23 protein-coding genes are annotated in these 24,806 nt (G+C 69.0%); 12 read left to right on the forward strand and 11 right to left on the reverse strand.

Going from position 1 to position 24,806, the window contains the following annotated elements:
- Positions 1–219: 219 nt before the first annotated feature.
- The 3 genes from BV908_RS14665 (at position 220) to proC (ending at position 3,529) form a co-directional block, all read left to right on the forward strand.
- On the forward strand, positions 220–987 hold the full coding sequence (locus BV908_RS14665) for a DeoR/GlpR family DNA-binding transcription regulator (protein WP_103738504.1): 768 nt from the start codon (positions 220–222) through the stop codon (positions 985–987).
- A gap of 49 nt (positions 988–1,036) precedes the next feature.
- Positions 1,037–2,533 carry a glycerol kinase GlpK gene (gene glpK, locus BV908_RS14670; protein WP_103738505.1) on the forward strand — a complete coding sequence of 499 codons (1,497 nt, stop codon included), beginning with the start codon at positions 1,037–1,039 and terminating at the stop codon, positions 2,531–2,533.
- Between the two features lie 165 nt (positions 2,534–2,698).
- Positions 2,699–3,529 (forward strand): pyrroline-5-carboxylate reductase, encoded by an 831-nt coding sequence (gene proC / locus BV908_RS14675; RefSeq protein WP_041838932.1) that lies wholly within the window; start codon positions 2,699–2,701, stop codon positions 3,527–3,529.
- 54 nt (positions 3,530–3,583) lie between these two features.
- On the opposite strand, the gene ubiA is transcribed toward proC, so the two are convergent.
- The 5 genes from ubiA to recG form a co-directional block, all read right to left on the reverse strand.
- Positions 3,584–4,456 carry a 4-hydroxybenzoate octaprenyltransferase gene (ubiA, locus tag BV908_RS14680; protein ID WP_011803842.1) on the reverse strand — a complete coding sequence of 291 codons (873 nt, stop codon included), beginning with the start codon at positions 4,454–4,456 and terminating at the stop codon, positions 3,584–3,586.
- 194 nt (positions 4,457–4,650) lie between these two features.
- The gene (locus BV908_RS14685; protein WP_103738507.1) at positions 4,651–6,189 is read right to left on the reverse strand and encodes a CYTH and CHAD domain-containing protein; all 1,539 of its coding nucleotides are present in this window, start codon (positions 6,187–6,189) and stop codon (positions 4,651–4,653) included.
- Positions 6,190–6,212: 23 nt separating this feature from the next.
- Positions 6,213–6,731 carry a Dps family protein gene (locus tag BV908_RS14690; RefSeq protein WP_011803840.1) on the reverse strand — a complete coding sequence of 173 codons (519 nt, stop codon included), beginning with the start codon at positions 6,729–6,731 and terminating at the stop codon, positions 6,213–6,215.
- Positions 6,732–6,808: 77 nt separating this feature from the next.
- Positions 6,809–7,774, reverse strand: coding sequence for a LysR substrate-binding domain-containing protein (locus BV908_RS14695; protein WP_103738526.1), 966 nt, complete (start codon positions 7,772–7,774; stop codon positions 6,809–6,811).
- Between the two features lie 68 nt (positions 7,775–7,842).
- Complete coding sequence (gene recG / locus BV908_RS14700) at positions 7,843–10,014, reverse strand: ATP-dependent DNA helicase RecG (protein WP_103738508.1); 2,172 nt, start codon at positions 10,012–10,014, stop codon at positions 7,843–7,845.
- A 58-nt stretch (positions 10,015–10,072) separates the two neighbouring features.
- Between recG and BV908_RS14705 the strand changes: the two genes are divergently transcribed.
- The 3 genes from BV908_RS14705 (at position 10,073) to BV908_RS14715 (ending at position 13,420) form a co-directional block, all read left to right on the forward strand.
- Positions 10,073–11,332 carry an HD-GYP domain-containing protein gene (locus tag BV908_RS14705; RefSeq protein ID WP_103738509.1) on the forward strand — a complete coding sequence of 420 codons (1,260 nt, stop codon included), beginning with the start codon at positions 10,073–10,075 and terminating at the stop codon, positions 11,330–11,332.
- Positions 11,333–11,435: 103 nt separating this feature from the next.
- Complete coding sequence (gene queA, locus BV908_RS14710; protein ID WP_103738510.1) at positions 11,436–12,536, forward strand: tRNA preQ1(34) S-adenosylmethionine ribosyltransferase-isomerase QueA; 1,101 nt, start codon at positions 11,436–11,438, stop codon at positions 12,534–12,536.
- The gene (locus tag BV908_RS14715) at positions 12,533–13,420 is read left to right on the forward strand and encodes a DMT family transporter (protein ID WP_103738511.1); all 888 of its coding nucleotides are present in this window, start codon (positions 12,533–12,535) and stop codon (positions 13,418–13,420) included. Before queA ends, BV908_RS14715 begins: the two co-directional genes overlap by 4 nt.
- Here the strand turns inward: BV908_RS14715 and BV908_RS14720 are convergent, their stop codons facing one another.
- The 6 genes from BV908_RS14720 to BV908_RS14740 form a co-directional block, all read right to left on the reverse strand.
- Complete coding sequence (locus BV908_RS14720; RefSeq protein WP_103738512.1) at positions 13,421–14,134, reverse strand: uracil-DNA glycosylase; 714 nt, start codon at positions 14,132–14,134, stop codon at positions 13,421–13,423.
- A gap of 45 nt (positions 14,135–14,179) precedes the next feature.
- Positions 14,180–16,861: a diguanylate cyclase gene (locus tag BV908_RS14725; protein WP_103738513.1), complete on the reverse strand. Its 2,682-nt coding sequence runs from the start codon at positions 16,859–16,861 to the stop codon at positions 14,180–14,182.
- Between the two features lie 138 nt (positions 16,862–16,999).
- Entirely contained in the window at positions 17,000–17,800 is an 801-nt protein-coding gene (gene trpC, locus BV908_RS14730; RefSeq protein WP_103738514.1) for an indole-3-glycerol phosphate synthase TrpC, read from the reverse strand.
- A 70-nt stretch (positions 17,801–17,870) separates the two neighbouring features.
- Positions 17,871–18,044: a hypothetical protein gene (locus BV908_RS22470; protein WP_172205614.1), complete on the reverse strand. Its 174-nt coding sequence runs from the start codon at positions 18,042–18,044 to the stop codon at positions 17,871–17,873.
- A 10-nt stretch (positions 18,045–18,054) separates the two neighbouring features.
- Complete coding sequence (trpD, locus tag BV908_RS14735) at positions 18,055–19,089, reverse strand: anthranilate phosphoribosyltransferase (RefSeq protein ID WP_011803832.1); 1,035 nt, start codon at positions 19,087–19,089, stop codon at positions 18,055–18,057.
- Positions 19,090–19,186: 97 nt separating this feature from the next.
- Positions 19,187–19,756: an aminodeoxychorismate/anthranilate synthase component II gene (locus tag BV908_RS14740; RefSeq protein WP_103738515.1), complete on the reverse strand. Its 570-nt coding sequence runs from the start codon at positions 19,754–19,756 to the stop codon at positions 19,187–19,189.
- A 540-nt stretch (positions 19,757–20,296) separates the two neighbouring features.
- On the opposite strand from BV908_RS14740, the gene BV908_RS22225 reads away from it, so the two are divergent.
- From BV908_RS22225 to BV908_RS14765, 6 genes are all read left to right on the forward strand, one after another.
- The gene (locus BV908_RS22225; RefSeq protein WP_128457255.1) at positions 20,297–20,650 is read left to right on the forward strand and encodes a hypothetical protein; all 354 of its coding nucleotides are present in this window, start codon (positions 20,297–20,299) and stop codon (positions 20,648–20,650) included.
- Between the two features lie 228 nt (positions 20,651–20,878).
- Positions 20,879–21,625, forward strand: coding sequence for a hypothetical protein (locus BV908_RS14745; RefSeq protein ID WP_103738516.1), 747 nt, complete (start codon positions 20,879–20,881; stop codon positions 21,623–21,625).
- A 119-nt stretch (positions 21,626–21,744) separates the two neighbouring features.
- Positions 21,745–21,957, forward strand: coding sequence for an AlpA family transcriptional regulator (locus tag BV908_RS14750; RefSeq protein WP_003090093.1), 213 nt, complete (start codon positions 21,745–21,747; stop codon positions 21,955–21,957).
- 42 nt (positions 21,958–21,999) lie between these two features.
- Positions 22,000–22,875, forward strand: coding sequence for a ParA family protein (locus tag BV908_RS14755; protein ID WP_103738517.1), 876 nt, complete (start codon positions 22,000–22,002; stop codon positions 22,873–22,875).
- Positions 22,859–23,128 (forward strand): hypothetical protein, encoded by a 270-nt coding sequence (locus tag BV908_RS14760; protein WP_103738518.1) that lies wholly within the window; start codon positions 22,859–22,861, stop codon positions 23,126–23,128. Before BV908_RS14755 ends, BV908_RS14760 begins: the two co-directional genes overlap by 17 nt.
- On the forward strand, positions 23,121–24,800 hold the full coding sequence (locus tag BV908_RS14765; protein WP_103738519.1) for a ParB family protein: 1,680 nt from the start codon (positions 23,121–23,123) through the stop codon (positions 24,798–24,800). The genes BV908_RS14760 and BV908_RS14765 overlap by 8 nt, the downstream gene beginning before the upstream one ends.
- Positions 24,801–24,806: the final 6 nt, after the last annotated feature.

Raw genomic sequence — 24,806 nt, forward strand, 5'->3', positions numbered from 1 at the left:
GGAGCCTGCATGGCGGCAGGCTGCGCAAGCCTTGCATCGTCGCTCGCCAGGACGCTCCGGCCTGCGGCTTCAGCGCGTTTGATCGCCGGGCGTGTTGCTTTGTGAGTGTTTGCACCCCACGTTTACCCTGGACCTTTTCGTTTGGGTTCGCTTTACAGTGAGGGCGGCAGTCCTGTTCTCCGTGTTTCGGGCTGCTGCCTAGCCGCTGGAAGCCCCGCCGTGAACACCAACCCCCGCCAACTGCGACTGCTTGAAGAAGTGCGCACCCGCCAGTCCGCCACGGTGGAACAACTGGCCGACACGCTGGGCGTGACGCTGCAGACCGTGCGGCGCGATGTGCAGCGGCTGGCGGAGCTGGGGCTGGTGCGCCGCTTCCATGGCGGCGTGCGGGTGCCGGCCTCGACCGTCGAGAACCTGGGCCATCTGCAGCGCGAAACGCTGCATGCCGAAGGCAAGGCGCGCATCGCCCGCGCGGTGGCCAGCCAGGTGCCCAACGACTGCTCGCTGATCCTCAACATCGGCACCACCACCGAGGCCATCGCCCGGGCGCTGATGCACCACCGGGGCCTGCGCGTCATCACCAACAACCTGAACGTGGCAGCCATCCTGGCGGGCAACCCCGATTGCGAGGTGACAGTGGCCGGCGGCGTGGTGCGCGCGCGCGACCGCGGCATCGTGGGCGAGGCGGCGGTGGACTTCATCCGCCAGTTCCGCGTGGACATCGCGCTCATCGGCATCTCCGGCATCGAGCCCGACGGCTCGCTGCGCGACTACGACATGCGCGAGGTGAAGGTCGCGCAGACCATCATCGAACACGCGCGCGAGGTCTGGCTGGCCGCCGACCACACCAAGTTCAACCGTCCGGCCATGGTGCAGCTGGCGCAGCTCGCGCAGATCGACCGGCTGTTCACCGACGCGCCGCCGCCCGAGCCCTTCCCGGCGCTGCTGCACGAGGCCGGCGTGCAATGCACCGTGGCTGCCGCGTGAGTGGCCCTCCCGGCGACTGAACAGCGCCCCAACACGTTACGCTCCGCCCATGACCTACCTGCTCGCACTCGACCAAGGCACCTCCAGCTCCCGCAGCATCGTGTTCGACGAACGTGGCCGCATCGTGGCCCAGGCGCAGCGCGAGCTGCCGCAGATCTACCCCCGCCCCGGCTGGGTGGAACATGACCCGCGCGAGATCTGGCGCACGCAGCTCGCCACTGCGCAGGACGCGCTGCGCGAGGCGCGCATCACCGCGCAGGACGTGCGCGCCCTGGGCATCACCAACCAGCGCGAGACCACCGTGCTGTGGAACCGCCGCACCGGCCAGCCCGTGCACCACGCCATCGTCTGGCAGGACCGGCGCGCCGAGCCCGCCTGCGCGCAACTTCGCGAGCAGGGCCACGCAGCCGCCATCCAGGCCAAGACGGGCCTGCTGATCGACGCCTATTTCTCCGGCACCAAGCTGCAATGGCTGCTGGACCACGTGCCCGGCGCGCGCGACGCGGCCGAGGCCGGCGAGCTGGCCTTCGGCACCGTGGACAGCTGGCTCATCTGGCAGCTCACCGGCGGCACGCGCCATGTCACCGACGTGAGCAACGCCAGCCGCACCATGCTGTTCAACGTGCACACCAACCAGTGGGACGATGAGCTGCTGCAGCTTTTGCGCATCCCGCGCGCGCTGATGCCCGAGGTGCTGCCATCGGCCAGCGACTTCGGCGCCACCGACGCGGCGCTGCTGGGTGGCCCGATTGCCATTGGCGGCGTGGCGGGCGACCAGCAAAGCGCGCTCTTCGGCCAGGCGTGCTTCACCGCCGGCATGGCCAAGAACACCTACGGCACGGGCTGTTTCATGCTCATGCACACCGGCAGCCGCTTTCAGAAAAGCGAGAACGGCCTGCTCACCACCAGCGCGGCGCAAGCCGGCCGATCGCCCGAGTACGCCATGGAAGGCAGCGTGTTCGTGGGCGGCGCCGTGGTGCAGTGGCTGCGCGACGGGCTGCGCGCCATCTCGGCCAGCTCCGAGGTGCAGGCGCTGGCCGAAAGCGTGCCCGACTCGGGCGGCGTGATGATGGTGCCCGCCTTCACCGGGCTGGGCGCGCCCTACTGGAAGCCCGACGCGCGCGGCACCATCACCGGCCTCACGCGCGGCACCACCATCGCGCACATCGCGCGCGCCGCGCTCGAATCCATTGCCTACCAGAGCGCCGCGCTGCTGGCCGCCATGAGCCGCGACGCCGTGGCCGCAGGCGGCGCCCCGGTGAGCGAGCTGCGCGTGGACGGCGGCGCCTGCGTGAACGACCTGCTGATGCAGTTCCAGGCCGACCTGCTGGGCATCCCCGTGGTGCGCCCCGCCGTGGTGGAGACCACCGCCCTGGGCGCCGCCTACCTGGCGGGCCTGGCGAGCGGCGTGTATGCCAGCACCGACGAGCTGTCTGCCCTGTGGCAGGCCGAGCGGCGCTTCACCCCCACCCTGCCGCGCAGCCAGGCCGAGGCGTTGATGGCGCGTTGGGAACACGCCGTCGCGCAGGCCGTGCTACCCGGTTGACGTAAAAACCATAGCTGCTGGCGCTTGCTGCAACCCATTTTCAGACACAAAACCCTCTGAATCCACTGCGTAGCAAGCGCGAGCAGCTCCTGTTTTTGAATCACTCTGAATGATGCTGGACGGCGCACAATGCCGCCTGACCCCATCGCTTCCCCGCCCCATCCCATGACAGCCAGCGCATCCCCCCTTCCCCCCATTGCCTTCATCGGCGGCGGCAACATGGCCAGCGCCATCATCGGCGGCCTGCTGCAGCGCGGCCTGCCGGCCGGCCAGATCGAGGTGGTCGAACCCTTCGAGCCCGCGCGCGCCGCGCTGCAGGACAAATTCGGCATCACCGCGCAGCCCGCGGCTGGCGATGCGCTCGCGCGCGCCGCGCTGGTCGTCTGGGCCGTCAAGCCCCAGACCTTCAAGGAAGCCGCCGCCGCCACCCGCGCCCACACCGCCACCGCCCTGCACCTGAGCGTGGCCGCCGGCATTCCCACGGACAGCATCGCGCGCTGGCTGGACACGCAGCACATCGTGCGCGCCATGCCCAACACCCCCGCGCTGGTGGGCAAGGGCATCACCGGCCTGTTCGCCCGCCCGCAAGTGGACCCGCAGGGCAAGGCGCTGGTGGAACGCGTGATCGCCACCACCGGCCAGTTTGTCTGGGTGGAGGCCGAGGAGCAGCTCGACGCGGTCACCGCGCTGTCGGGCTCCGGCCCGGCCTATGTGTTCCTGTTCCTCGAAGCCATGACCCAGGCCGGCGTGGACATGGGCCTGCCCCCCGCGCAGGCCTACCAGCTGGCCGTGGCCACGTTCCAGGGTGCATCGGAGCTGGCCGCGCGCTCGCCCGAGAGCGCCGAGGTGCTGCGCCAGCGCGTAACCAGCAAGGGCGGCACCACGCACGCCGCCATCACGCACCTGCAGGCTGCACAGGTGCCCGCGCACTTCATCGCCGCCATGCGCGCGGCAGAGGCCCGTGCCAAGGAACTGGCGGCCGAGTTCGGCGCCTGATTCATGCGTCAAAAATAGCTCCAGCGCTTGACAGTCAAGCGCTGGCAGCTATCACTAGCGCAGCAAATACCCTAGCGCCACCCCGGCAAAGATCGCCGCGCCGATCCAGTGGCTCTTGCTGAAGGCGGTAAAGCACCCCTCGCGCGTGCGGTCCTTGATCAGCGTGAAGTGCCACGCCACCTGCGCCGCCGCCACGCCCAGCCCCAGCCACAGCGGCCAGCCCAGGCCGTAGGGCGCGAGCACCCACGCCGTGAGCCCTAGGCACAGCACGAAGAAGCCCATGATGGCCGCCACGTCGAAGCGCCCCAGCGTGATGGCCGAGGTCTTCATGCCGATCTTCAGATCGTCGTCGCGGTCCACCATGGCGTACTCGGTGTCGTAGGCCAGCACCAGGAACAGGTTGGCCAGCCACAGCACCCAGGCCGTGGCCGGCACCCGGCCCTGCACGGCCGCAAAGGCGATCACGATGCCGAAGTTGAACGCGATGCCCAGGAACGCCTGCGGCATGGCGAAGAACCGCTTGGTGAACGGGTACAGGATGGTGAACAGCACCGCGGGCACCGACCAGGCCACCGCCTCCCAGCGCGTGGTGAGCACCAGCACGAAAGCCACCAGCGTGAGCACCACGCCCACCAGCGCGGCCTCCCTCACGCCCAGCTGGCCGCTGGTGATGGGGCGCTGCGTGGTGCGCTTCACATGGCGGTCGAAGTCGCGGTCGGCAATGTCGTTGATGGTGCAGCCCGCACTGCGCATGAGCACCGTGCCGGCCACGAACACCGCCAGCAGGTGCCAGCCGGGAAAGCCGTCCGCCGCCACCCACAGCGCCGCCAGCGTGGGCCACACCAGCACCAGCCAGCCCGCGGGGCGGTTCCAGCGGATCAGGTCGAGGTACAGGGACAGGCGGGAGCGCGGGGCGACAGCGGACATGGAGGCAAGGGAAAACACAGGTTGCGCGGGGCGCCACGGGGCGGACACGGACACCTAAGGCACAAGGCCCGCGGACGACGCAGCACACGGGGGCGGGTGCCCGCCAGCGTGCGCCAAAGCCCGCTTTTATACGCCATGGTGGCCGGCGCGTCCGCGTGGGCGCACGGCACTGTCCGTGACCGGAAGACTGCCGTTCAACGGCGCGCGGCGTCCCGCAGGGGATCCCAGCCGCGCCCCAGCGCGGCCCCGCGCAGGAAGGCAACCACGGCGGCATCGCCCCCGCAGCCAGCCACCAGAGCGGCGGCCTGCGCCCAGTCGCGCTGCGCGCCCAGGCGCTCCTGCCACTGCTCGGCCGCGCCCCGGTGGCGGCCCATGCGACGGGGCAGCAGCGGCGCCAGCGACGTGCTGCCGTAGCGCAACCGCTTGGCGAGAATGCGGGCATGGTGCAGGCCTTCGTCATCGCCCGCCGTTTTGAGCGCCGCGCCCAGGCGCCGCACCAGCCGCTGGACACGCTTGCGCACCCAGTGCCGCGCCGGCGCGCCGGCCAGGGCATCGCTGGCACAGGCGTCCACGCCGCACTCCCCCTGCGCGGCCAGCGCCCAGCCATGCAACCAGTCCTGCCAGGCCAGCAGCGCGGCGCCCACGGCGGGCCGATGGAGTGCGGCGCGCGTTTGCGCGCGGGCCTGGTCTGCGGCGGCATCCAGCGCGGCCTGCGCTGCCGCCCAGGCGGCGGCCTGCCGCGCGCCGCCCTGCGCGTAGTGCGCGGCCAACGCAGGCAGCGTCTGGGTGCGCGCCACATCCAGGTCGCGTAAATGTCCCAGGGACTGCAGCAGCGGCGCAAGCGCTGCGGCGGCGGGGGCCGGCCGCGCGGCACAGGCCGGGGCGAAGAGGCGCGCCAGGCTGCGCAGCCGGCGCCAGCCCACGCGGGCCTGGTGCACCACCTCGGGCGCGTCGCTGCCCTGCTGCAGCGCAAACAGGTTGGCGCAGAACTGGTGGAAAGGCTCCTGCAGCACGCGTTCGGCGACCTGCGCAACCGTCATGCCGCGCTTCAGCGCGGGCGGCTGGGCCTCCAAGGCCGGGCTGGCCGGCGGGTGTAGCAGCGCGTAGCCGCGTGCGGCCTTGCTCGCGGCCAGCGGCAACACCGGCACGTGCCGCGCGATGCGCCGCGCCAGCGCCAGCAGTGCCTCGGGAGGCCCCTGCAGCAACTCCAGCTCCAGTTCGCACAGCGGCGTGGCATGCGCCGCGCCGTCCACCGTGGCGGTCACGGCGCCCACGTCCAGCGCCACCTCCACCACGGCGCCGCCGCGCACCCGCACACGCCAGCGGGTGCGCACGAAGTCGGTGGTAAAGCACGGTTGCAGCGCGGCGGCCAGCACGCCATCGGGGTCCATGGCGGGCCAGGGCGTGCCCTCCAACCGGTGCAGCTCCAGCGCCGGGCCGGCCACGGGCATTTCCCACTCGCCGCGCTGGCTCAGCGCGGACGTGGTGTCGCCCGCGGTCTTGAGGGTCTGCAGCCAGCGGGCACCCGCGCCCTCAGGCCCCTCGCGGCGCAGGCGCAGGGCGACGCGCTGGCGCAGCAGGTCCTGCGCAGGCGTGTCGTGGTAAAGGCTGACCAGGTGCTCACGCACCGGCGTGGCCCGTGCCAGCGCCGGCACGCGCATGAGGCGCGCCGCCAGCGCCGCCGCATCGCGCGGGGGCAGCGCCAGCTTGAGCTCTGTCTCGGTGGCGGACATGGCTCCGCGTGCGCAGCTGCGCCTCAGTCCTCCAGCAGCGAGCGCAGCATCCAGGCCGTTTGCTCGTGCACCGTGAGGCGCTGGGTCAGCAGGTCGGCCGTGGGCTCGTCGCTGGCCTTGTCGGCCAGGGGAAACAGCTCGCGCGCAGTGCGGGCCACGGCCTCATGGCCTTCCACCAGGATGCGGATCATCTCGGTCGCCTTGGGCGGCTGGGCCGGCACGTCGGGCAGGCTGGTGAGCTGGCCGAACTGCGCGTAGGAGCCCGGCGCCACATGGCCCAGCGAGCGGATGCGCTCGGCCACCGGGTCCACGGCGTTCCACAGCTCGGTGTACTGCGCCATGAACATGGTGTGCAGCGTGTTGAACATCGGGCCCGTCACGTTCCAGTGGAAGTTGTGGGTCGTGAGGTACAGCGTGTAGGTGTCGGCCAGCAGGCGCGACAGGCCCTGCGCGATGGCGGCCCGGTCCTTGTCGCTGATGCCGATGTTGATGCGCGGTGCGCCGCTCTTGGTGCTGACGGATTTGCTGCTGGGCTTGGCCATGGTGCGTCCTTTCTGGGTGGTTGGAATGACTCTGCCATGACTGTACCAACTGCCGCGCCGCGCAGCATCGCCCTGCGTCAAGACAAGCGCGTGACGCCGGGCAACTCGCAGGCGTAGACAGCGTTGCGCAGCGCGGCGATGGCCTCGTAGCGCGTGAAGCTGCGCCGCCAGGCCAGCACCACGCGGCGCATGGGCGGCGGGCTGCCGTCGCTCTCCTTGATGGGCAGGTAGCGGATGTGCGTGTCGTCGCTCTTGCGCCGGCGTGCGCCCGTGTGCAGCGCATCCCGCGGCACCGACAGGCGCGGCACCAGCGTCACGCCCATGCCGGCAGAGACCATGTGCTTGATGGTCTCCAGCGACGAGCCTTCGAACGTGCGGCGAATGCCTTCGGCATTGCTCGCGTAGCGCGCGAACTCGGGGCACACCTCCAGCACGTGGTCGCGAAAGCAGTGGCCCGCGCCCAGCAGCAGCATGGTTTCGTTCTTGAGCTCGGCGGCAGAGACGGAGGGCCGGCTCGCCAGCGGGTGGTTGCTCGGCACGGCGGCCAGGAAGGGCTCGTCGTACAGCGGCGCGATGGCCAGGCCGGTGTCGGGGAAGGGCTCGGCCATGATGGCGCAGTCGATCTCCCCGGTGCGCAGCATCTCCAGCAGCTTCACGGTGAAGTTCTCCTGCAGCATCAGCGGCATCTGCGGCGTGCGCGCGATGGCATGGCGCACCAGCTCGGGCAGCAGGTAGGGGCCGATGGTGTAGATCACGCCCAGCGTGAGGGCGCCGGCCAGCGGGTCCTTGCCGCGCTTGGCGATCTCCTTGATGGCGGCGGCCTGCTCCAGCACGCTCTGCGCCTGGCGCACGATTTCCTCGCCCAGCGGGGTGACGGAGACATCGCCCGCGCTGCGCTCGAAGAGCTTGACCTCCAGCTCGTCCTCGAGCTTCTTCACCGCTACCGACAGCGTGGGCTGCGAGACATAGCAGGCTTCGGCGGCGCGGCCGAAGTGTTTTTCACGCGCAACGGCGACGATGTATTTGAGTTCGGTAAGAGTCATGGCGAATCCGGCCGGCAGAATCGGCCATTGTGCAACGCCCGCCGCGCTGTGCGGCCGCGGGCGGCCCATCAGGCTTTGAGATAGTCCGATTTTCCGCCAAGCCAGCGCTGGATGTGGCGCTCGGCCAGCAGCGGGTGGCGGTCCAGCATCTGCGGCGCCGTCTCGCGCGCCCATTCCAGCAGCAGCGTATCGGTGGCCAGGTCGGCAAAGCGCAGCAGTGCGTCGCCCGACTGGCGAGCGCCCAGGAACTCGCCAGGCCCGCGGATCTCCAGGTCGCGCCGCGCGATCTCGAAACCGTCGGTGGTCTCGGCCATGGCCTTCAGGCGGTCGCGCGCGGTCTCGCCCAGGCGGCCCGAGTCGCCCGTGGAGTACAGCAGCACGCAGGCCGAAGCCGCCGCGCCGCGCCCCACGCGCCCGCGCAACTGGTGCAGCTGCGACAGGCCGAAGCGCTCGGCATGCTCGATGACCATGAGCGAGGCGTTGGGCACGTCCACGCCCACTTCGATCACGGTGGTGGACACCAGCACGCCCATCTGCCCGCCCTTGAACAGGTCCATCACGGCCTTCTTCTCGGCGGCGGGCATGCGCGAGTGCAGCAGGCCCACCATCACCGGCGCGCGCCCGTGCGCCGCGTCGCCCTGCAACGCCTCGCTCAACTCGGCGTGCGTGGCGGTGGCGTTGGACAGGTCCAGCGCCTCGCTCTCCTCGATCAGCGGGCACACCCAGTACACCTGCCGGCCCGCCGCCACCTGCGCGCCGATGCGCTCGACCACCTCATCCTTGCGGCTGTCCGCGATCAGCTTGGTGACGATGGGCGTGCGCCCGGGCGGCAGCTCGTCGATGGTGGACACGTCCAGATCGGCGTAGTAACTCATGGCCAGCGTGCGCGGGATGGGCGTGGCACTCATCATCAGCAGGTGCGGCTCCATGCCGGCGTGCTCCAGCTTTTTGCGCAGCGCCAGGCGTTGTGCCACGCCGAAGCGGTGCTGCTCGTCGATCACCGCCAGTGCCAGGTTCTTGAAACGCACCTGCTCCTGGATGACGGCGTGCGTGCCCACAACCAGCGCGGCCTCGCCGCTTTCGATGCGCGCGAGCATCTCGGCACGCTCCTTCTTCTTCTGCCCGCCCACCAGCCACGCCACCTGGCGCCCGCGCGCGGCCAGCAGCGGCTGCAGCCAGCCGATGAGCTTGGCGAAGTGCTGCTCGGCCAGGATCTCGGTGGGCGCCATGAGCGCGCACTGCCAGCCCGCGTCCATGCACACCGTGGCGGCCAGCGCGGCCACCACGGTCTTGCCCGAGCCCACATCACCCTGCAGCAAACGGTGCATGGGCACCGGCCGGGCCAGATCGCGCGCGATCTCCTCACCCACGCGGCGCTGCGCGGCCGTCAGGCTGAAGGGCAGCACGCCCAGCAATTGCTCGTGCAGCGGCGTGCCCCCTGCCTGCGTCTGCGGGCGCAGCGCCGGTGCGCGCAGGCGGGCGCGCTCGCGCTTGGCGGTGAGCTGCGACAGCTGCTGCGCCAGCAGTTCCTCGGCCTTCAGGCGCTGCCACGCCGGGTGGCTGTGGTCCTGCAGCGTGGCCAGCGCCACATCGGGCGCGGGGTGATGCAAAAACAGGAGCGCCTCGCGCAGGCTCCATGGGCGCTGGAGACTATTTTGGCCATCGCTTCGCACCCACGAGGGAACCGCGGGGGGCTCCAGCCCCGGCGGCAGCGTCTCAGGCAATTCCACGCGCGTGAGGGCGCTCGCCACCGCGCGGCGCAGGTACGCCTGAGGCAGCTGCGCCACGGTGGGATAGACGGGTGTCAGCGCCGCGGGCAAGTCCCCTTCGGCCTTGCGGAACGCCGGGTGCAGCATCTGGCGGCCCCAGAAGCCTCCCTTGATTTCGCCGCGCACGCGCAGGCGCGCGCCAACGGCCATGGTCTTCTGGTGCGAAGGGTAGAAGCTGAAGAAGCGCAGCTCGCAGCTGCCGGTGCCGTCCTCCACGGTCACCACCAGTTGCCGGCGCGGGCGCATCTGCACCTCGCTGGCGGTCACCGTGGCCTCGATCTGCACCGTGTCGCCATCGCGTGCGCTGCGGATCGGCGTGATGCGTGTCTCGTCCTCGTAGCGCAGGGGCAGGTGCAGGGCCAGGTCAATGTCGCGCACCAGCCCCAGCTTGACGAGGGCCTGCTGTGCGGGGCTGGGGGCGGGCTTCGCGGAGGACGAGGCGGAGGTGGAGGAACGTGTGGGTCTGGGCACGGCAAAAAGGCTATCATGCCCGCAGTTACCGCACGTTACCGTCTCGTCGTCTCCCGCCATGCTCAAGCGTATCGAAGTCAAGCATCTCACCCTGGGCATGTACCTGCATGAGTTCTGCGGCTCCTGGATGGAGCACCCCTTCTGGCGCTCGCGCTTTCTGCTGCAGGACCCGCAAGACCTGGCGCGCATCCGCGCCTCGGAGATCCACGAGGTCTGGATCGACACATCCAAGGGCCTGGACATCGCGCCCGGCACGGCCAGCGTGTCCCGCGCCGAAGCCGACGCGCAACTGGACAGCGACTTCCAGCACCTGGAGGACCTGCCTGCCCAGCCCACGCCTGCCCCGGCCGTGACGCCCCAGCCGGCAGGCATGGACCAGGAGCTGCGCCGCGCGGCGGCCATCTGCTCGCAGGCCAAGCAGGCCGTGGTCACAATGTTCGGCCAGGCACGCCTGGGCCGCGCCATCGATACCGCCGTGGCGCAGGAAATGGTCAACGAGATCACCGACTCGGTCACGCGCAACCCCGGCGCGCTCATCAGCCTGGCACGGCTCAAGACGGCCGACGAGTACACCTACATGCACTCGGTCGCCGTGTCCGCGCTGATGGTGGCGCTGGCCCGGCAGATCGGCATGGACGATGGCGCCACGCGCATGGCCGGGCTGGCCGGGCTGCTGCACGACATCGGCAAGGCGGCCGTGCCGCTGGAAGTGCTCAACAAGCCCGGCAAGCTGACCGACGACGAGTTCACCGTGGTGCGCAGCCACCCCGTGGCCGGCTACGCCCTGCTGCAGGGCACCGACCTGCCCGGGCCCGTGCTGGACGCGTGCCTGCACCACCACGAGAAGATGGACGGCACGGGCTACCCCCACCGCCTGCCGGGCGAGCAAATCAGCACGCTGGCACGCATGGCCGCCATCTGCGACGTGTACGACGCCATCACGTCGGACCGGCCCTACAAGCGCGGCTGGGACCCCTCGGAGTCGCTGCGCCGCATGGCGGAATGGACCCGCGACCACTTCGACAGCCGGCTGTTCCAGGCCTTCGTCAAGAGCATCGGCATCTACCCCGTGGGCTCGCTGGTGCGCCTCGCCTCGGGCCGCCTGGGTGTGGTGACCGAGCAGTCGCCGGGCAAGCTGATCGCGCCGCGCGTGAGGGTGTTCTACTCCACCCGATCCGAGTTGCGCATCCCCCCAGAGCTGGTGGACCTGTCCGAGCCCGACTGCCGCGACAAGATCATCGCGCGCGAGGACCCGGCGCGCTGGCAGTTCCCCGACCTCGCGCAACTCTGGTCCGACCTGCCCGATCCTCGCTGGTAGCGCCCGAGGTGCACCAACGCGCTGCACGGCGGCGGCATCTTTGCGAGAATCGCGGGCTTGTCTTTCTGCCTTGGAACGGGCCCGTCCGGCCCTCAAGCCCCGCATGTCCTCTGCCTCCACCGCACCCCGCACCTTCACCCTGAGCGACTTCGACTTCGAGCTGCCCGAGCTGCTCATCGCCCAGCACCCGGCCCCCCAGCGCAGCGGCTCGCGCCTGCTGGACGGGCGCGCCGCCCCGCCCACCGACCGCATCTTCCGCGAACTGCCCGACCTGCTGCAGCCGGGCGACCTGCTGGTGTTCAACGACACACGCGTGGTCAAGGCCCGCGTGTTCGGCGAGAAGGCCAGCGGCGGCAAGCTGGAGCTGTTGATCGAGCGCGTGCTCACCGGCAACGAGGTCGTGGCGCACATGAAGGTCAGCAAAAAGCCGCTGCCCGGCGCCACGCTCCACCTGGCCGGCGGCGCGGCCGCGGGCGGGTTCGACGCCACGCTGCTCGGCCGCTACCCGGACGCGGACGGCCCGCTGTTTCGCCTGGCCCTGCGCGGCCCCGCGGGCGAGAGCCCCTGGGAGCTCATGGAGCGCCACGGCCACCTGCCGCTGCCGCCCTACATCGAGCGCCAGCAGGCCGGCGGCAACGACCCCCATGCCGGCGAGGACAGCGAGCGCTACCAGACCGTGTTCGCGCGCGCGCCCGGCGCGGTGGCCGCGCCCACCGCCGCGCTGCACTTCGACGATGCCGTGCTGGCCCGGCTGGCCGAGCGCGGCATCGAGCGCGCCAGCGTCACGCTGCACGTGGGCGCGGGCACCTTCCAGCCCGTGAAGACCGAGAACCTGGCCGAGCACCGCATGCACAGCGAGTGGTACGAGGTGCCGCTGGCCACGCTGGCGGCGCTGGAGCGCTGCCGCCAGCGCGGCGGCCGCGTGGTGGCCGTGGGCACGACCACGGTGCGCACGCTGGAATCCTGGGCCGCGAGCGGCCAGGCCGCGGGCGACACCAGCATCTTCATTACGCCGGGCTTTCCATTCCAGGTGGTCGACCTGCTGCTCACCAACTTCCACCTGCCCAAGAGCACGCTGATGATGCTGGTGAGCGCCTTGGCAGGCTACGAGCACATCATGCAGCTGTACCGCCACGCGGTCGCGCAGCGCTACCGCTTCTTCAGCTACGGCGACTGCATGCTGCTGGAGCGGCCCCGCGCATGAGCGCCGCGCCGGCCGGGCACAGCCCCCGCACCGCCCTGGCCGGCATCGCGCTCACGGTGGGCGCCTGCGCCTCGTTCGCGCTGCTGGACACCGCCACCAAGCTGGTGAGCGCCACCACGCCGCTGCTGCTGGCGCTGTGGCTGCGCTATGTGTTCCAGTCGCTGGTCACCAGCGCCTATGTGCTGCCACGCAGCGGCTGGCGCCCGCCGCGCACGGACCACCCGCGCTATCAACTGTTGCGCGCGGTGCTGTTCGCCGCGACCAGCCTGTTCGGCATCTTCAGCATCCGCGCCATGCCGCTGGCGGAGTTCACCGCCATCGTGGCCGCCACGCCGCTGTGCGTGACGCTCGTGGCCGCGTTGTGGCTGCGCCAGCCGGTCAGCCCACTGCGCTGGCTGCTGGTGGCCACAGGGCTGGCCAGCGTGCTGCTGATCCTGCGCCCGGGCGGCCAGTCCTTCAGCGGGGTATTGGTGCTGCCGCTGGGCATGCTGGCCTGCGGCACGGGGTACCAGATCTTGAGCAGCCGCATGGCCGGGCAGGAGGCCCCCACGACCACGCAGTTCTACACCAGCTGGATTGCCGCCGGGCTGATGACGCTGGCGGCGCCCTTCGTGTGGACCGCCATCACCAGCGCCTGGGTATGGCTGGGGCTGGTGGTCATGGGACTGTCGAGCGCGCTGGGCCATCTGTTGCTGCTGCGGGCCTACGCCTGCGCAGCGCCCGCCACGATCGCGCCGTTCCTCTACACCCAGATCGCGTTTGCCATGCTGGCCGGCTGGGCGGTGTACGGCCACATGCCGGACCGCTGGTCGCTGCTGGGCATCTGCCTGATCGCCGCCAGCGGCGCCGCGAGCGCGTGGCTGACGGTGCGCGAGCGGCGCTGATCAGTACCCGTGCTGCTGGCGGAACGCCCGCGCCTGGCCGAAGTGGCCGTTGCCGATGAACGGCACGGGCGGGCGCAGCGCCGACAACGGCGAGGGATGGTTGGAGGTAAGCACCAGGTGCCCCCGGTCCTGCGGGATGAAGGCGCGCTTGGACTGCGCATGGCTGCCCCAGAGCATGAACACCACGGGGCGCGGCCCTTCGGCCACCTCGCGGATGACGGCATCGGTCAGCTGCTCCCAGCCCTTGCCCGCGTGGCTCGCGGCCTGGCCCTCTTCCACCGTGAGACAGGTGTTGAGCAGCAGCACACCGTTCTGCGCCCACTTCACCAGGCTGCCGCCCGGGTTGGGAAACGGTGGGAGGGGTACGCCCATGTCGCGCTGCATTTCCTTGAAGATGTTCTGCAGCGAGGGCGGCAGGCGCACGCCCGGCGCGACCGAAAAGGCCAGCCCCTCGGCCTGGCCACGGCCGTGGTACGGGTCCTGCCCCAGGATGACCACGCGCGTGTCCTCGGGGGCCGTGAGCTGCAGCGCCCGCAGCGGCTGCGGCGGGAAGATGGCGGCTCCGGCCTCCAGCCGCGCCTGCAGGAAGGCCAGCAACTGCCGGCCGCGCGCGCTGGCAAAGAACGTGTCGACCAGCGGCTGCCAGCCCGGCGCGACAGGCCAGTCGGCAGGGTCGGCACTTTGCAGTTGCGTGGCGGCGGGAGTATTTAGCATCAAATCATGCTCCAAGGCTTATCCATTCTGCGCTACAAGCTATATTTACGATAGCGAATCCATTCCGTCATGCACCCGGTTGCGGCCTGCCGCCTTGGCGCGGTACAGGTTCGCATCCGCGCGCGCCAGCAACTGTTCGGGGGTGCCTTCGGCGCCGGGCACCACACAGGCCACCCCGGCACTCACCGTGACCACGGGCGCAATCGGCGAGCCGCGGTGTTCCATCTGCCGCGCATGCACGGCCCGGCACAGCGCCTGCGCCTTGGCGCGCGCGCCGTCCAGGTCGCACTCGGGCAACAGGCAGACGAACTCTTCGCCGCCGTAGCGGGCCACGAGGTCGTGCGACCGCCCCAGGCCGCCGCGCAGCGCGGCGGCCACGGCGCGCAGGCAATCATCGCCCTGCTGGTGGCCATACAGGTCGTTGAACTGCTTGAAATGGTCGATGTCCACCATCACCACGGACAGGGGCTGGCCGCTGCGCCGGCAGCGCCGCCATTCGGCCTTGAGGGTGCGGTCCAACTGGCGGCGATTGGCCAGGCCCGTCAGCCCGTCCATGAAGGCCAGCTTGCGCAGCAGTTCATGTTGCGCGCGCTGCTCGGTCACGTCCACGAAGGTGGCCATGCAATGGTCGCCAAACGCCAGCCCGCCCATGGTGATGGTGTGCAGCCTGCCGTCGCGGTCGGTGACGCGGTATTCCCTGTCCGCGATCTCGCCCCCCTGCGCGCCTGCCTGCGCCAGGTCTGCGTTCCACGCGGCGATGACCTGTTCGCGGTAGTGCGGATCGGGATAGGCGCGCGGCCACCACTGCCCCAGCGTGGGCACCTCGGCCTCGGTGTAGCCGAACAGGTCCTGGAAGCGCCGGTTGCGAAAATAGATCACGCCCGCGGCATCGATCATGCACAGCCCGATGGGCATTTCCTGCATCAGATGCCTGAGCAGGCGCTCGGTCTCCTGCAGCTGCAGCGCCTGCTGCTTGGCCAGCGTCACGTCATGGATATAGCCATGCCACAGCACGGCACCCGAGGCCGTGCGCGCGGGCCGCGCCTGGCCGCTGACCCAGCGCTCGCGCTCCCCGGGCACGAGCACGCGGTACTCGGTGCGCCACAGCTCCAGGGTCTGCGCGGATGCCAGCAGGCTTTCGCGCAACGCCTGCAGGTCGTCGGGGTGGATGCGCGCGAAGACCTGCTCCGCATCCACGCACAGGGCCTGCGGGGGAAGCCCGTAGATGTCCTGCACCCCGGGGCTGGCGTACGGGAAGTGGCTGCGTCCGTCGGGCTCGCGCTGGTATTGGTACAGCGCGCCGGGAACGTTCTCGGCCAGGCGGTCCAGCGTCTCCTGGTGCTGCCGCTGCGCGGTCACGTCCGTGTGGGTGCCGATGAGGCGGGTGGGTCGGCCGCTGGCGTCGCGCGCGGTCACCTGGCCGCGGTCCTGCACCCATTTGTAGCTGCCGTCCTTGCAGCGCATGCGGTGCACGTTCTCATAGACCGCCGTTTCACCCGCCAGGTGGCGCGCCACGTCGGCGTGCACGCGCGCCAGATCGTCGGGATGCACGCGGCTTTCCCATTCCTGCAGGCTGTCGCCGATGTCGCCTTCTGCGTAGCCGAGCATGGTCTTCCATACCGGCGAGAAATACACCGTGCCCGAGGCCATGTCCCAGTCCCACACGCCCTGCTGGGTGGCGTGCAGCACCGCCTGCCAGCGGGCCTGCAAGGCGGCTTCCTGGGCAGCCAGCGCCTGCTCGCGGTGCCACAGCTGGCGGCGCCGGCGCTGCATGAAGCCCAGGCCCAGCCCAATGGCAACCCCCGTCAGCAGCCATGCCACACCCAGCGTCCAGGCGCGCGCGCGCCAGGCGGCGAGCACCTGGCTCCAGTCCCGCGCGACGGCCGCAACCAACGGCTTGTCCATGTGCAGGTGCGCCGGAAAGATGGTGCGCAGCGCCACCAGCCGCTCGGTCGGGTCCGGCTCCATCGCGCCGACGAAGAGGCTTTCCATCCGCCCGCTGTCCAGGTGCGCCTGAAAGAGCGTTCCGGGCTGCGCCAGCGTGGCGCCCAGCAGCCCCGCCCGTTCGGGCACGCGCAGGAAGCGCACGCCGTCGCCGTGCACCAGGGTGCTCTCCACGTCGGGGGTGTAGCGCACGGAATCCAGCAGGGTCTTGAACTCCTCGGGGTCCAGCGTCGCGGTGACCACGCCCCCAAACAGCCCATCCTCCGCCGGTACGGGGCGCGACAGCGTGATGGCCCAGACACCCAGCACCGTGCGCATGGGCGCGCTGACGATCAGCGAGGGCTGCTCGCGGCTTGCCAGTCGCCGCGCCGACTGGAAGTAATCGCGGTAGGCGAGGTTCTCTCCGAGCAACTCGGCACGGCTGGAGGCGACCACCGTACCCTCGGCATCCAGCACGGTCAGCGTGCGCACGCCGGTCATGGCGTCGCTGAAGGCCCGCAGCCGCTCGTTGAATGGCAAGGCGCCTTCAGGGCGCGCGCGCCACTGCGCCAGGTTCGCAACAATATCCCCCAGCGCCTGGTTCACGGCATGCAGTTGGCGCTCCAGGTTCTCATGGACGATATGCACCTGGTGCGCGACCTGCTGGCGCTCGCGTGCCTCGGTGTCCCGCCGCTCCAGGATCAGCACGACCGCAATCAGCGCCCCCAGCGCCAGCCACAGGCCCGCCAGCAACCACCACTCCCTGCGAAAACGCTCGGCCTGCGTATCCGGTCTCTCGCGCAAGGCAACTCCTCCATGCGGGCACGATAAGAATGGCCGGGTAACCGCCTCAGACAAGGCTCATCGACGCGGCCCGATGACTTTCATGGGCCCAGTATGCCGCCACCGCCCCAACCCCGGGGGACGCCCGGCCTGCGGCCGTCAGGCGAACAGCTGGGCCAGCGCCCGCCCCGGGTCGGGCGCGCGCATGAAGGCCTCGCCCACCAGGAACGCATTCACGCCGGCATCGCGCAGCGTGTGCACATCCACCGGCGCAAGGATGCCAGACTCGGCCACCAGCAGGCGGTCGGCGGGCACTTCCTTCTTCAGGTCCAGCGTGGTCTGCAGGCTGACCTCGAAGGTGCGCAGGTTGCGGTTGTTGATGCCCACGAGCGGCGTCTGCAGGCGCAGCGCGCGCTCCAGCTCGGCGCCGTCGTGCACCTCCACCAGCACGGCCATGTCCAGGCTGCGGGCGATCTGCTCCATCTCGGCCATCAGGCCATCCTCGAGGCAGGCGGCGATCAGCAGCACGCAGTCCGCTCCAAAAGCGCGCGACTCGTAGATCTGGTACGGATCGATCATGAAGTCCTTGCGCAGCACCGGCAGCGGGCAACTGGCGCGTGCCTGCTTCAGGTAATCGGGCTGGCCCTGGAAGAACTGGCGGTCGGTCAGCACCGACAGGCAGGCCGCGCTGACCTTGCCGTCGCCCTCGGCGTAGCTTTGCGCGATGTCGGCCGGGATGAAATCCTCGCGGATCACGCCCTTGCTGGGGCTGGCCTTCTTGATTTCGGCGATCACGCCGGCCTGGCCCTGGTCGATCTTGGCGCGCAGCGCGCCCACGAAGTCGCGCGTGAGCACGCGGCTCTCGGCGTCGCGGCGCATGTCGGTGAAGGACACGCGCTTTTGCGCGGCGGCCACTTCCTCGACCTTCACGTCGCAGATTTTCTTCAGGATGTCCGACATGCTTGCTTCCTTGCTCCCCGCAGGGAGCGTCAATGGTGACGGCGCGCACTGGCGCCAGCGCCCGTCCCGCTCATTCGCGCGGAGGTACCGGGCCCTTGTGGCCTTGCGTGGGCGGTGCCGGGCCGCGCACCACCTTCATGATGATGCGGTGCATCACGATGCCCACGACGATGAACAGCAGCGACACGCCCAGCACGATCCACGTCGCGGGGTCGTTCCAGATGGGAGCGTCCAGCAGGCTCATCGCCGTGCGCTCAGGCCGCGAGCTTCTGGGTGTAGGCGACCAGCTGCTGCAGCTTGGCCAGGGCCGCGCCGCTGGCCAGGGCCTGCTGGGCGCGGCGCAGGCCGTCTTCCAGCGAGTCGGCCACGTTGGCAGCATACAAGGCGGCACCGGCGTTCAGGCAGACGATGTCGCGCGCCGGGCCTTCGTCGCCCTGCAGCACGCCCATCAGCATGGCCTTGGATTCGGTCGGGTTCTCCACGCGCAGCGCCCGCGTGCCTGCCATGCGCAGGCCGAAGTCCTCGGGGTGGATCTCGTACTCGCGCACCGCGCCGTCTTTCAATTCGCCCACCAGCGTGCCCGCGCCCAGGCTGATTTCGTCCAGCCCGTCACGGCCGTAGACCACCAGCGCGTGCTCGGCGCCCAGGCGTTGCAGCGCACGCACCTGGATGCCCACCAGGTCTTCGTGGAACACGCCCATGAGGATGTTGGGCGCACCTGCCGGGTTGGTCAGCGGCCCCAGGATGTTGAAGATGGTGCGCACGCCCAGCTCCTTGCGCACCGGCGCCACGTTCTTCATGGCGGGGTGGTGGTTGGGCGCGAACATGAAGCCGATGCCCACGTCGCCAATGCACTGCGCGATCTGCGCAGGCTGCAGGTTGATGTGCACGCCCAGCGCCTCCATGGCGTCGGCGCTGCCGCTCTTGCTGCTGACGCTGCGCCCGCCATGCTTGCTGACCTTGGCGCCCGCGGCGGCGATCACGAAGGTGGCGCAGGTGGAGATGTTGAAGGTGTTGGCGCCGTCGCCGCCCGTGCCCACGATGTCCACGAGGTGCTTGGTGTCGTGCACCTGCACCTTGTGGGAAAACTCGCGCATCACCTGCGCGGCGGCGGTGATCTCGCCGATGGTTTCCTTCTTCACGCGCAGGCCGGTGGTGATGGCCGCGGTCATGACGGGCGAGAGTTCGCCGCTCATGATCATGCGCATGAGGTGCAGCATCTCGTCGTGGAAGATCTCGCGGTGCTCGATGGTGCGCTGCAGCGCTTCCTGGGGGGTGATGGGGGTCATGGAAGTACCTCTATTTTGATAGCTGCTTGCGCTTGCTGTATATGCATTTCAAGCATTTTTCGCAGTGAATTCGTTGACAGGCAAGCGCTGGCAGCTATTATTTTTGATCCAGGAAGTTCTTGAGCATCGCGTGGCCGTGCTCGGTGAGGATGCTCTCGGGGTGGAACTGCACGCCCTCGATGGCCAGCTCGCGGTGGCGGATTCCCATGATCTCGCCGTCGTCCGCCCAGGCCGTCACCTCCAGCACTTCGGGGCAGCTCGCGCGCTCGATGGACAGGGAGTGGTAGCGGTTCACCGTGAACTGCTTGGGCAGGCCTGCGAACACGCCCGTCTGCGTGGTGGTGATGACGCTGGTCTTGCCATGCATGAGTTGCTGCGCCCGGATGATCTTGCCGCCGAAGGCCGCGCCAATGCTCTGGTGGCCCAGGCACACGCCCAAGATGGGGAGCTTGCCGGCGAAGTGCTGGATCGCCGCCACCGAGATACCCGCCTCGGCCGGCGAGCAGGGCCCGGGCGAGATCACCAGCCGGTCGGGCGCACGCGCGGCAATGCCCTCCAGCGTGATCTCGTCGTTGCGAAACACCTCGACTTCGGCGCCCAGCTCGCCGAAGTACTGCACGATGTTGTAGGTGAAGCTGTCGTAGTTGTCGACCATCAGGAGTCTCATGATTCTAAGTCCTTGATTTCATTAATGTTTTTCATTACACACAACCTCCATTACCCACTTTATTACACACATCGACAGTTGATTGCGATGGACGAAGCGCGAGCATGTGCTGGCTCAAGGTAGCAAGGGCTCCTGAGAGATGTCTTGGCGTGCGCCAGTGCGGTGTACTGACGCAGCGACGGCGCCCGCATGCCAGGGCCAAGTGCTGAGACTGGGCGGACAGACCTACCCCTCGCGGCGACACAGCGCGCGGGGCATCAGTTCTACGACGGGGCTGGGGTGCCAAGGGCATCGGGCAATCTCCTCAAATCTTGGAGCCGCCGTGCCGGGGAGCCTTCTTGAAACCTTGCCTGCCGGTACGGCGGCAAGGTGCGGTCAAGACCGCAACGACATGCCGCTTCCTATTGGAAGCGCCACCACAGAGCGATGTTGGTCGAAGCGGTACGGGTCATGGACAGACCAAAGTGTTGAATTTAAAAGCCAGAACTCGGCCCGAGTACACCCGAACGGAATTCCAAAGTAAGCCTGGGGAATTTTACCATGAGCATGTTAGGCAAAGCCACTTCCTGGAATGCCAGGGCATTCATCACCCCGCCCATCTACCTCGGACCGGACGACAACACTTCCAGTCTCGAAACCAGAGAGCAAGTAGACCAACTGCTACGGACTTGTGAGCATCGAATCTCAGGTTGGCAGTCATCTGGACCTGCGCGGGTGATGCTATATCGCTATATCAGCATCCGGGGCAGATATGACACCGCCGGATTTTCTCTGCCGACCCTAGGTCCCGGAGAACAGAAGCCGTTGATCGCAGCTTCTGAAACCATCGCCGTATCAGACCATACCAAATCGGTTTTGCGGGGAACAGCGCAGCGCATGACGCTGGTACCGTGAGCGCCAATATCGAGCTTTCGTCCTCATCGCTCGATGGGCCGGCAACCGATCGATTCTTGCACAACGAGCAAGACGAGGCCACCTACAGCGGACGCCAAACCAATCACCTCGCCCGTCTACGTTCAGGGCATCTTCCCAGGCACCCGCGGAAGGTCATAACGACACAGCAGCCCTTGGCAGGGCAAGAAAGGAGCCGGTGATGTAGCGCTTCCGAAAGGAGACGAAGACATGCACAAGGACATTCCAACATCGAAGGTGTTCTATCGTCCCATCGAGGCTGCCATACGGTGGGCCGGGTTGCTGCGGTACCTGCCGATAATCCTGGCTGCGATCGCGTCACCGCGCTTCCTGCCTCCATCGTTGAATTGCCCGCGATGGAATGAGTGCCGGCTGTACTCGGAGCGTATCTATGACGGCATCCTCAACGGGGAGCTGCCCTACGGCCAGAACGGCATCACGCTCAATGATCCGAAGCTGCTGCAGTCGCCGGATCTGACCGTTCGCCATGTCGATCTGAAGCGCTGGATGCGCAACCACTATCCCGAGCACCGGCCAGGATTCCTGTTCAGCCGTGGCGAACGCATGGCGCATCCTTTTATCACCTTGGAAACAGGACAGGCGATCCTGATCGAGCGACTGGCCCTTCAGGCGGCCCTGGAGCATGCGCGTCGCCAGATGCAGGAATTGCAGGAGCAGCGCGACACCTTGCTCAAGCAGTCCACCGCGCTGCTGGCTTCCAAGCAATGCGAGATCAGCGAGCGAGCGGAGACGACGTATCTCAACATCATCGGCGGGATGCTGACGCTGATGCTGGGCCAGTCCCCTTCGGGTGTGCCCTATTCCAGCTTCAAAACACAGGAGGCACTCGTCTCGGCATTGGTCGCCCACTTCGGCGGCACCATGGGCATCACGGAGCGAACCTTGAACGGCAAGTTCGCCAACGCCAGGAAGTACGTCCGTAGCGCAAGCGCATGAGGTTTTTCCAGCTTGTATGTGCAGTCGCGGAGATTGCATTTGCAATGTCTTTCCACAGCCATGTCTATTGAATAGAGGTCACGCCAACAAACGCCACCGAGCGTTCAGGAGTGACCGCCATGTCGCAGACCCCTGTACTCCCGCCGAACGAGCGCCGCATCCTGCGGCTCGATGAAGTCGAAGCGAAGTCCGGCTTCAAACGCGCCCACATCTACAACCTGATGAAGAAGCGCCAGTTCCCTCAGGCGCTGCGCCTGGGCGTGCGCGCTGTCGGCTGGGATTCGATCGAAATCGACCAGTGGATCGCCGAGCGCCTCAACCACCGGACCTGACCCGCTCTCCCGCGGACTTCCCATTCCCAGCCGGAGAGCGCCATGCAGGTCGTGTCCATCATTTCAACGAAGGGCGGCGTCGGCAAGACCACGACGGCCGCCAACCTGGGCGGGCTCGCCGCGGACGCGGGCCTGCGCGTGCTGCTGCTCGATCTCGACGTGCAGCCCACCTTGTCCTCCTACTACGAACTGACCCAGCGCGCGCCTGGCGGCATCTATGAGCTGTTGGCCTTCAACGAGCGCGACCTTGGCCAGCTCGTGTCCCGCACGATCATCGCGGGCCTGGACCTGGTGCTGTCCAACGACCACCGGGGCGAGCTGAACACGTTGTTGCTGCATGCGCCGGATGGCCGCCTGCGGTTGCGGCATCTGCTGCCAGCACTTGCTCCCCTCTACGACCTGGTGCTGATCGACACCCAGGGCGCGCGTTCCGTGCTGCTGGAGATGGCGGTGCTCGCCTCCGATCTCGCGCTGTCGCCCGTCACGCCGGAGATCCTCGCGGCACGCGAGCTGCGGCGCGGCACCATGCAGTTGCTCGAAGACATTGCGCCGTACCGGCACCTGGGTATCGAACCGCCGCCGCTGCACTTGCTCATCAACCGCGTCCACCCGGTGTCCGCCAACGCACGGCTGATCCAGCAGGCCCTGCGCGACCTGTTCCAGGACCATGCCGGCATCCGCGTGCTCGCCACCGACGTGCCGGCCATCGAAGCCTATCCGCGCGCCGCGACGCGCGGCCTGCCGGTGCATCGGGTCGAGCACCGCCAGCCGCCCGGCAGAGTCGCCCCTGCCGCGCTCGACACGATGCGCGCGCTCGCCAGCGAGTTGTTCCCGCAATGGCAGGACCGACTGGCTCAAGTATCCGGCCGCCCGCAGCGACCTCTTGATGCCGGGAGGCCCCATGGCAAACGCACATGAACTGGCCCGCGGCCACAAGCGGCTGCGCGCCTTGATCGAGTTCGCGGTGGGCGAAGGCTGGCACGTCAAGGGCACGCGTGGCGGGCACCTCAAGTTCACCAAGGCCGGCTGCGCGGCGATCTACACGAGTTCGACAGCGAGTGACCACCGGGCCGAATTGAACGCCCGTGCGCAGATCCGCCGCGCCGAGCGAGAGGCCCGCATGGCGCCGGCCGGCGGTCGTGGGGACTGCGAGGGGTGCGGCCATGGCTGACATGACCTCGCAGGACATGGCAGGCAAGCTGCTCGCGGCCGGCTTCGAGCGCAGCGGCCCAGCGGCTACGGCCTTGAGCGACCCGATCGCGGACACGCCCATGGTCGTGACGCTGGACCAGTTGCGGCCCTACGACCATGACCCGCGCATGAAGCGCAACCCGGCTTACGAGGAAATCAAGGCGTCCATCCGCGAGCGCGGCCTGGACGCGGCGCCGGCTATCACGCGCCGGCCCGGCGGGGACCACTACATCATCCGCAACGGCGGCAACACGCGGCTGGCGATCCTGCGCGAACTCTGGTCGGAGACCAAGGACGAACGCTTCTTCCGCATATCGTGCCTGTTCCGGCCATGGCCTGAGCGCGGCGAGATCGTCGCGCTGACCGGGCACCTTGCCGAGAACGAACTGCGCGGCGGCCTCACGTTCATCGAGCGAGCGCTCGGCGTCGAGAAAGCACGCGAGTTCTACGAGCAGGAGAGCGGCGCCGCCCTGAGCCAGTCGGAACTGGCCCGCCGCCTGGCGGCCGATGGCTTCCCCGTCCAGCGATCGCACATCACCCGCATGGCCGACGCTGTGCGCTACCTGCTGCCCGCCATTCCCAGTGTGCTTTATAGCGGCCTGGGGCGCCACCAGGTCGAGCGGCTGTCGGTCATGCGTACGGCCTGCAAACGCACCTGGGAGCACTATGCCAAGGACCGCTCGCTGCCGCTGGACTTCGACAGCTTTTTTCAGGAGGTGCTGGCGCAGTTCGACACGCAGGGCGACGAGTTCGCGCCGCAGCGCGTGCAAGACGAGCTGATCGGCCAGATGTCCGAGCTGCTGGGCATCGGCTACGACGTGCTGGCGCTGGATCTGACCGAATCGGAAAGCCGCCACCGGGCGCTGGTCAGTGACCCGACGCCACCTGCGGCGCAGCCGGCGTTGCCTTCGCCCACCGCCGGCACGCCGACTCCGCCGGGCGCAGCATCGTCCATCGCCACGCCTGCAGCGGCGGACGGTCCTCCACCCGCCAGCCCTCCGGCGTCCGAGCCCACCTTGCGCCACGACGACAAGGCGGCTAGCGAAGCGGCCACGGGAAGCCCGGCGGCTGCACCGAGCGATCTGCTTCGTGAGCACATCGTCTCGCCGGCACCGACGACCGAACGGCTGCAGTCGATCCAGCGCATGGTCGCCGACCAGTTGGGCGATGCGCTGCCGCCCGACTTCTCGGCGAGCGTGTTGCAGTCCATCCCGGTGCAAGCCGGCGGACTCTATCCGATCTCCGATGTCTGGTACATCGACGCGGGCCTGGACACGCCCGATCGGCTGCGCATCCACATCGCGCAGTTCGCGCGCGAGATCGCCGGGGAGGCAGGCCTGGACGAGTACATCGAGGATCGCGCCGATGGCATCGGGTTTGCGTGCCGCGCCCGCGGCCAAGCCCCGTCGCCGCTCGGCCGCGCGGTGCTGACGCTCCTCACTTCCCTGACGGGTCAGCCCGTCGCCGAAGCGGGCCTGGACGGCGCGCAGCTCGCCACCGACCTGCCGACCCTGTTGCACGGCCAGAGCCAAGGCCATGGCAGCGGCGCAAGGCGCTTGAGCGACACGGCGTTGGTCAAGCTCTTTCGGCTGCTCCGCTTGGCCCGGCGTCTGCTGGACCTGGAAGCCGGCACCACGGCGCCCGGGACGTGAGCGAGG

The organism is Diaphorobacter sp. LR2014-1 (assembly GCF_002916785.1).
In the GTDB taxonomy this organism is placed as follows: domain Bacteria; phylum Pseudomonadota; class Gammaproteobacteria; order Burkholderiales; family Burkholderiaceae_C; genus Diaphorobacter; species Diaphorobacter nitroreducens.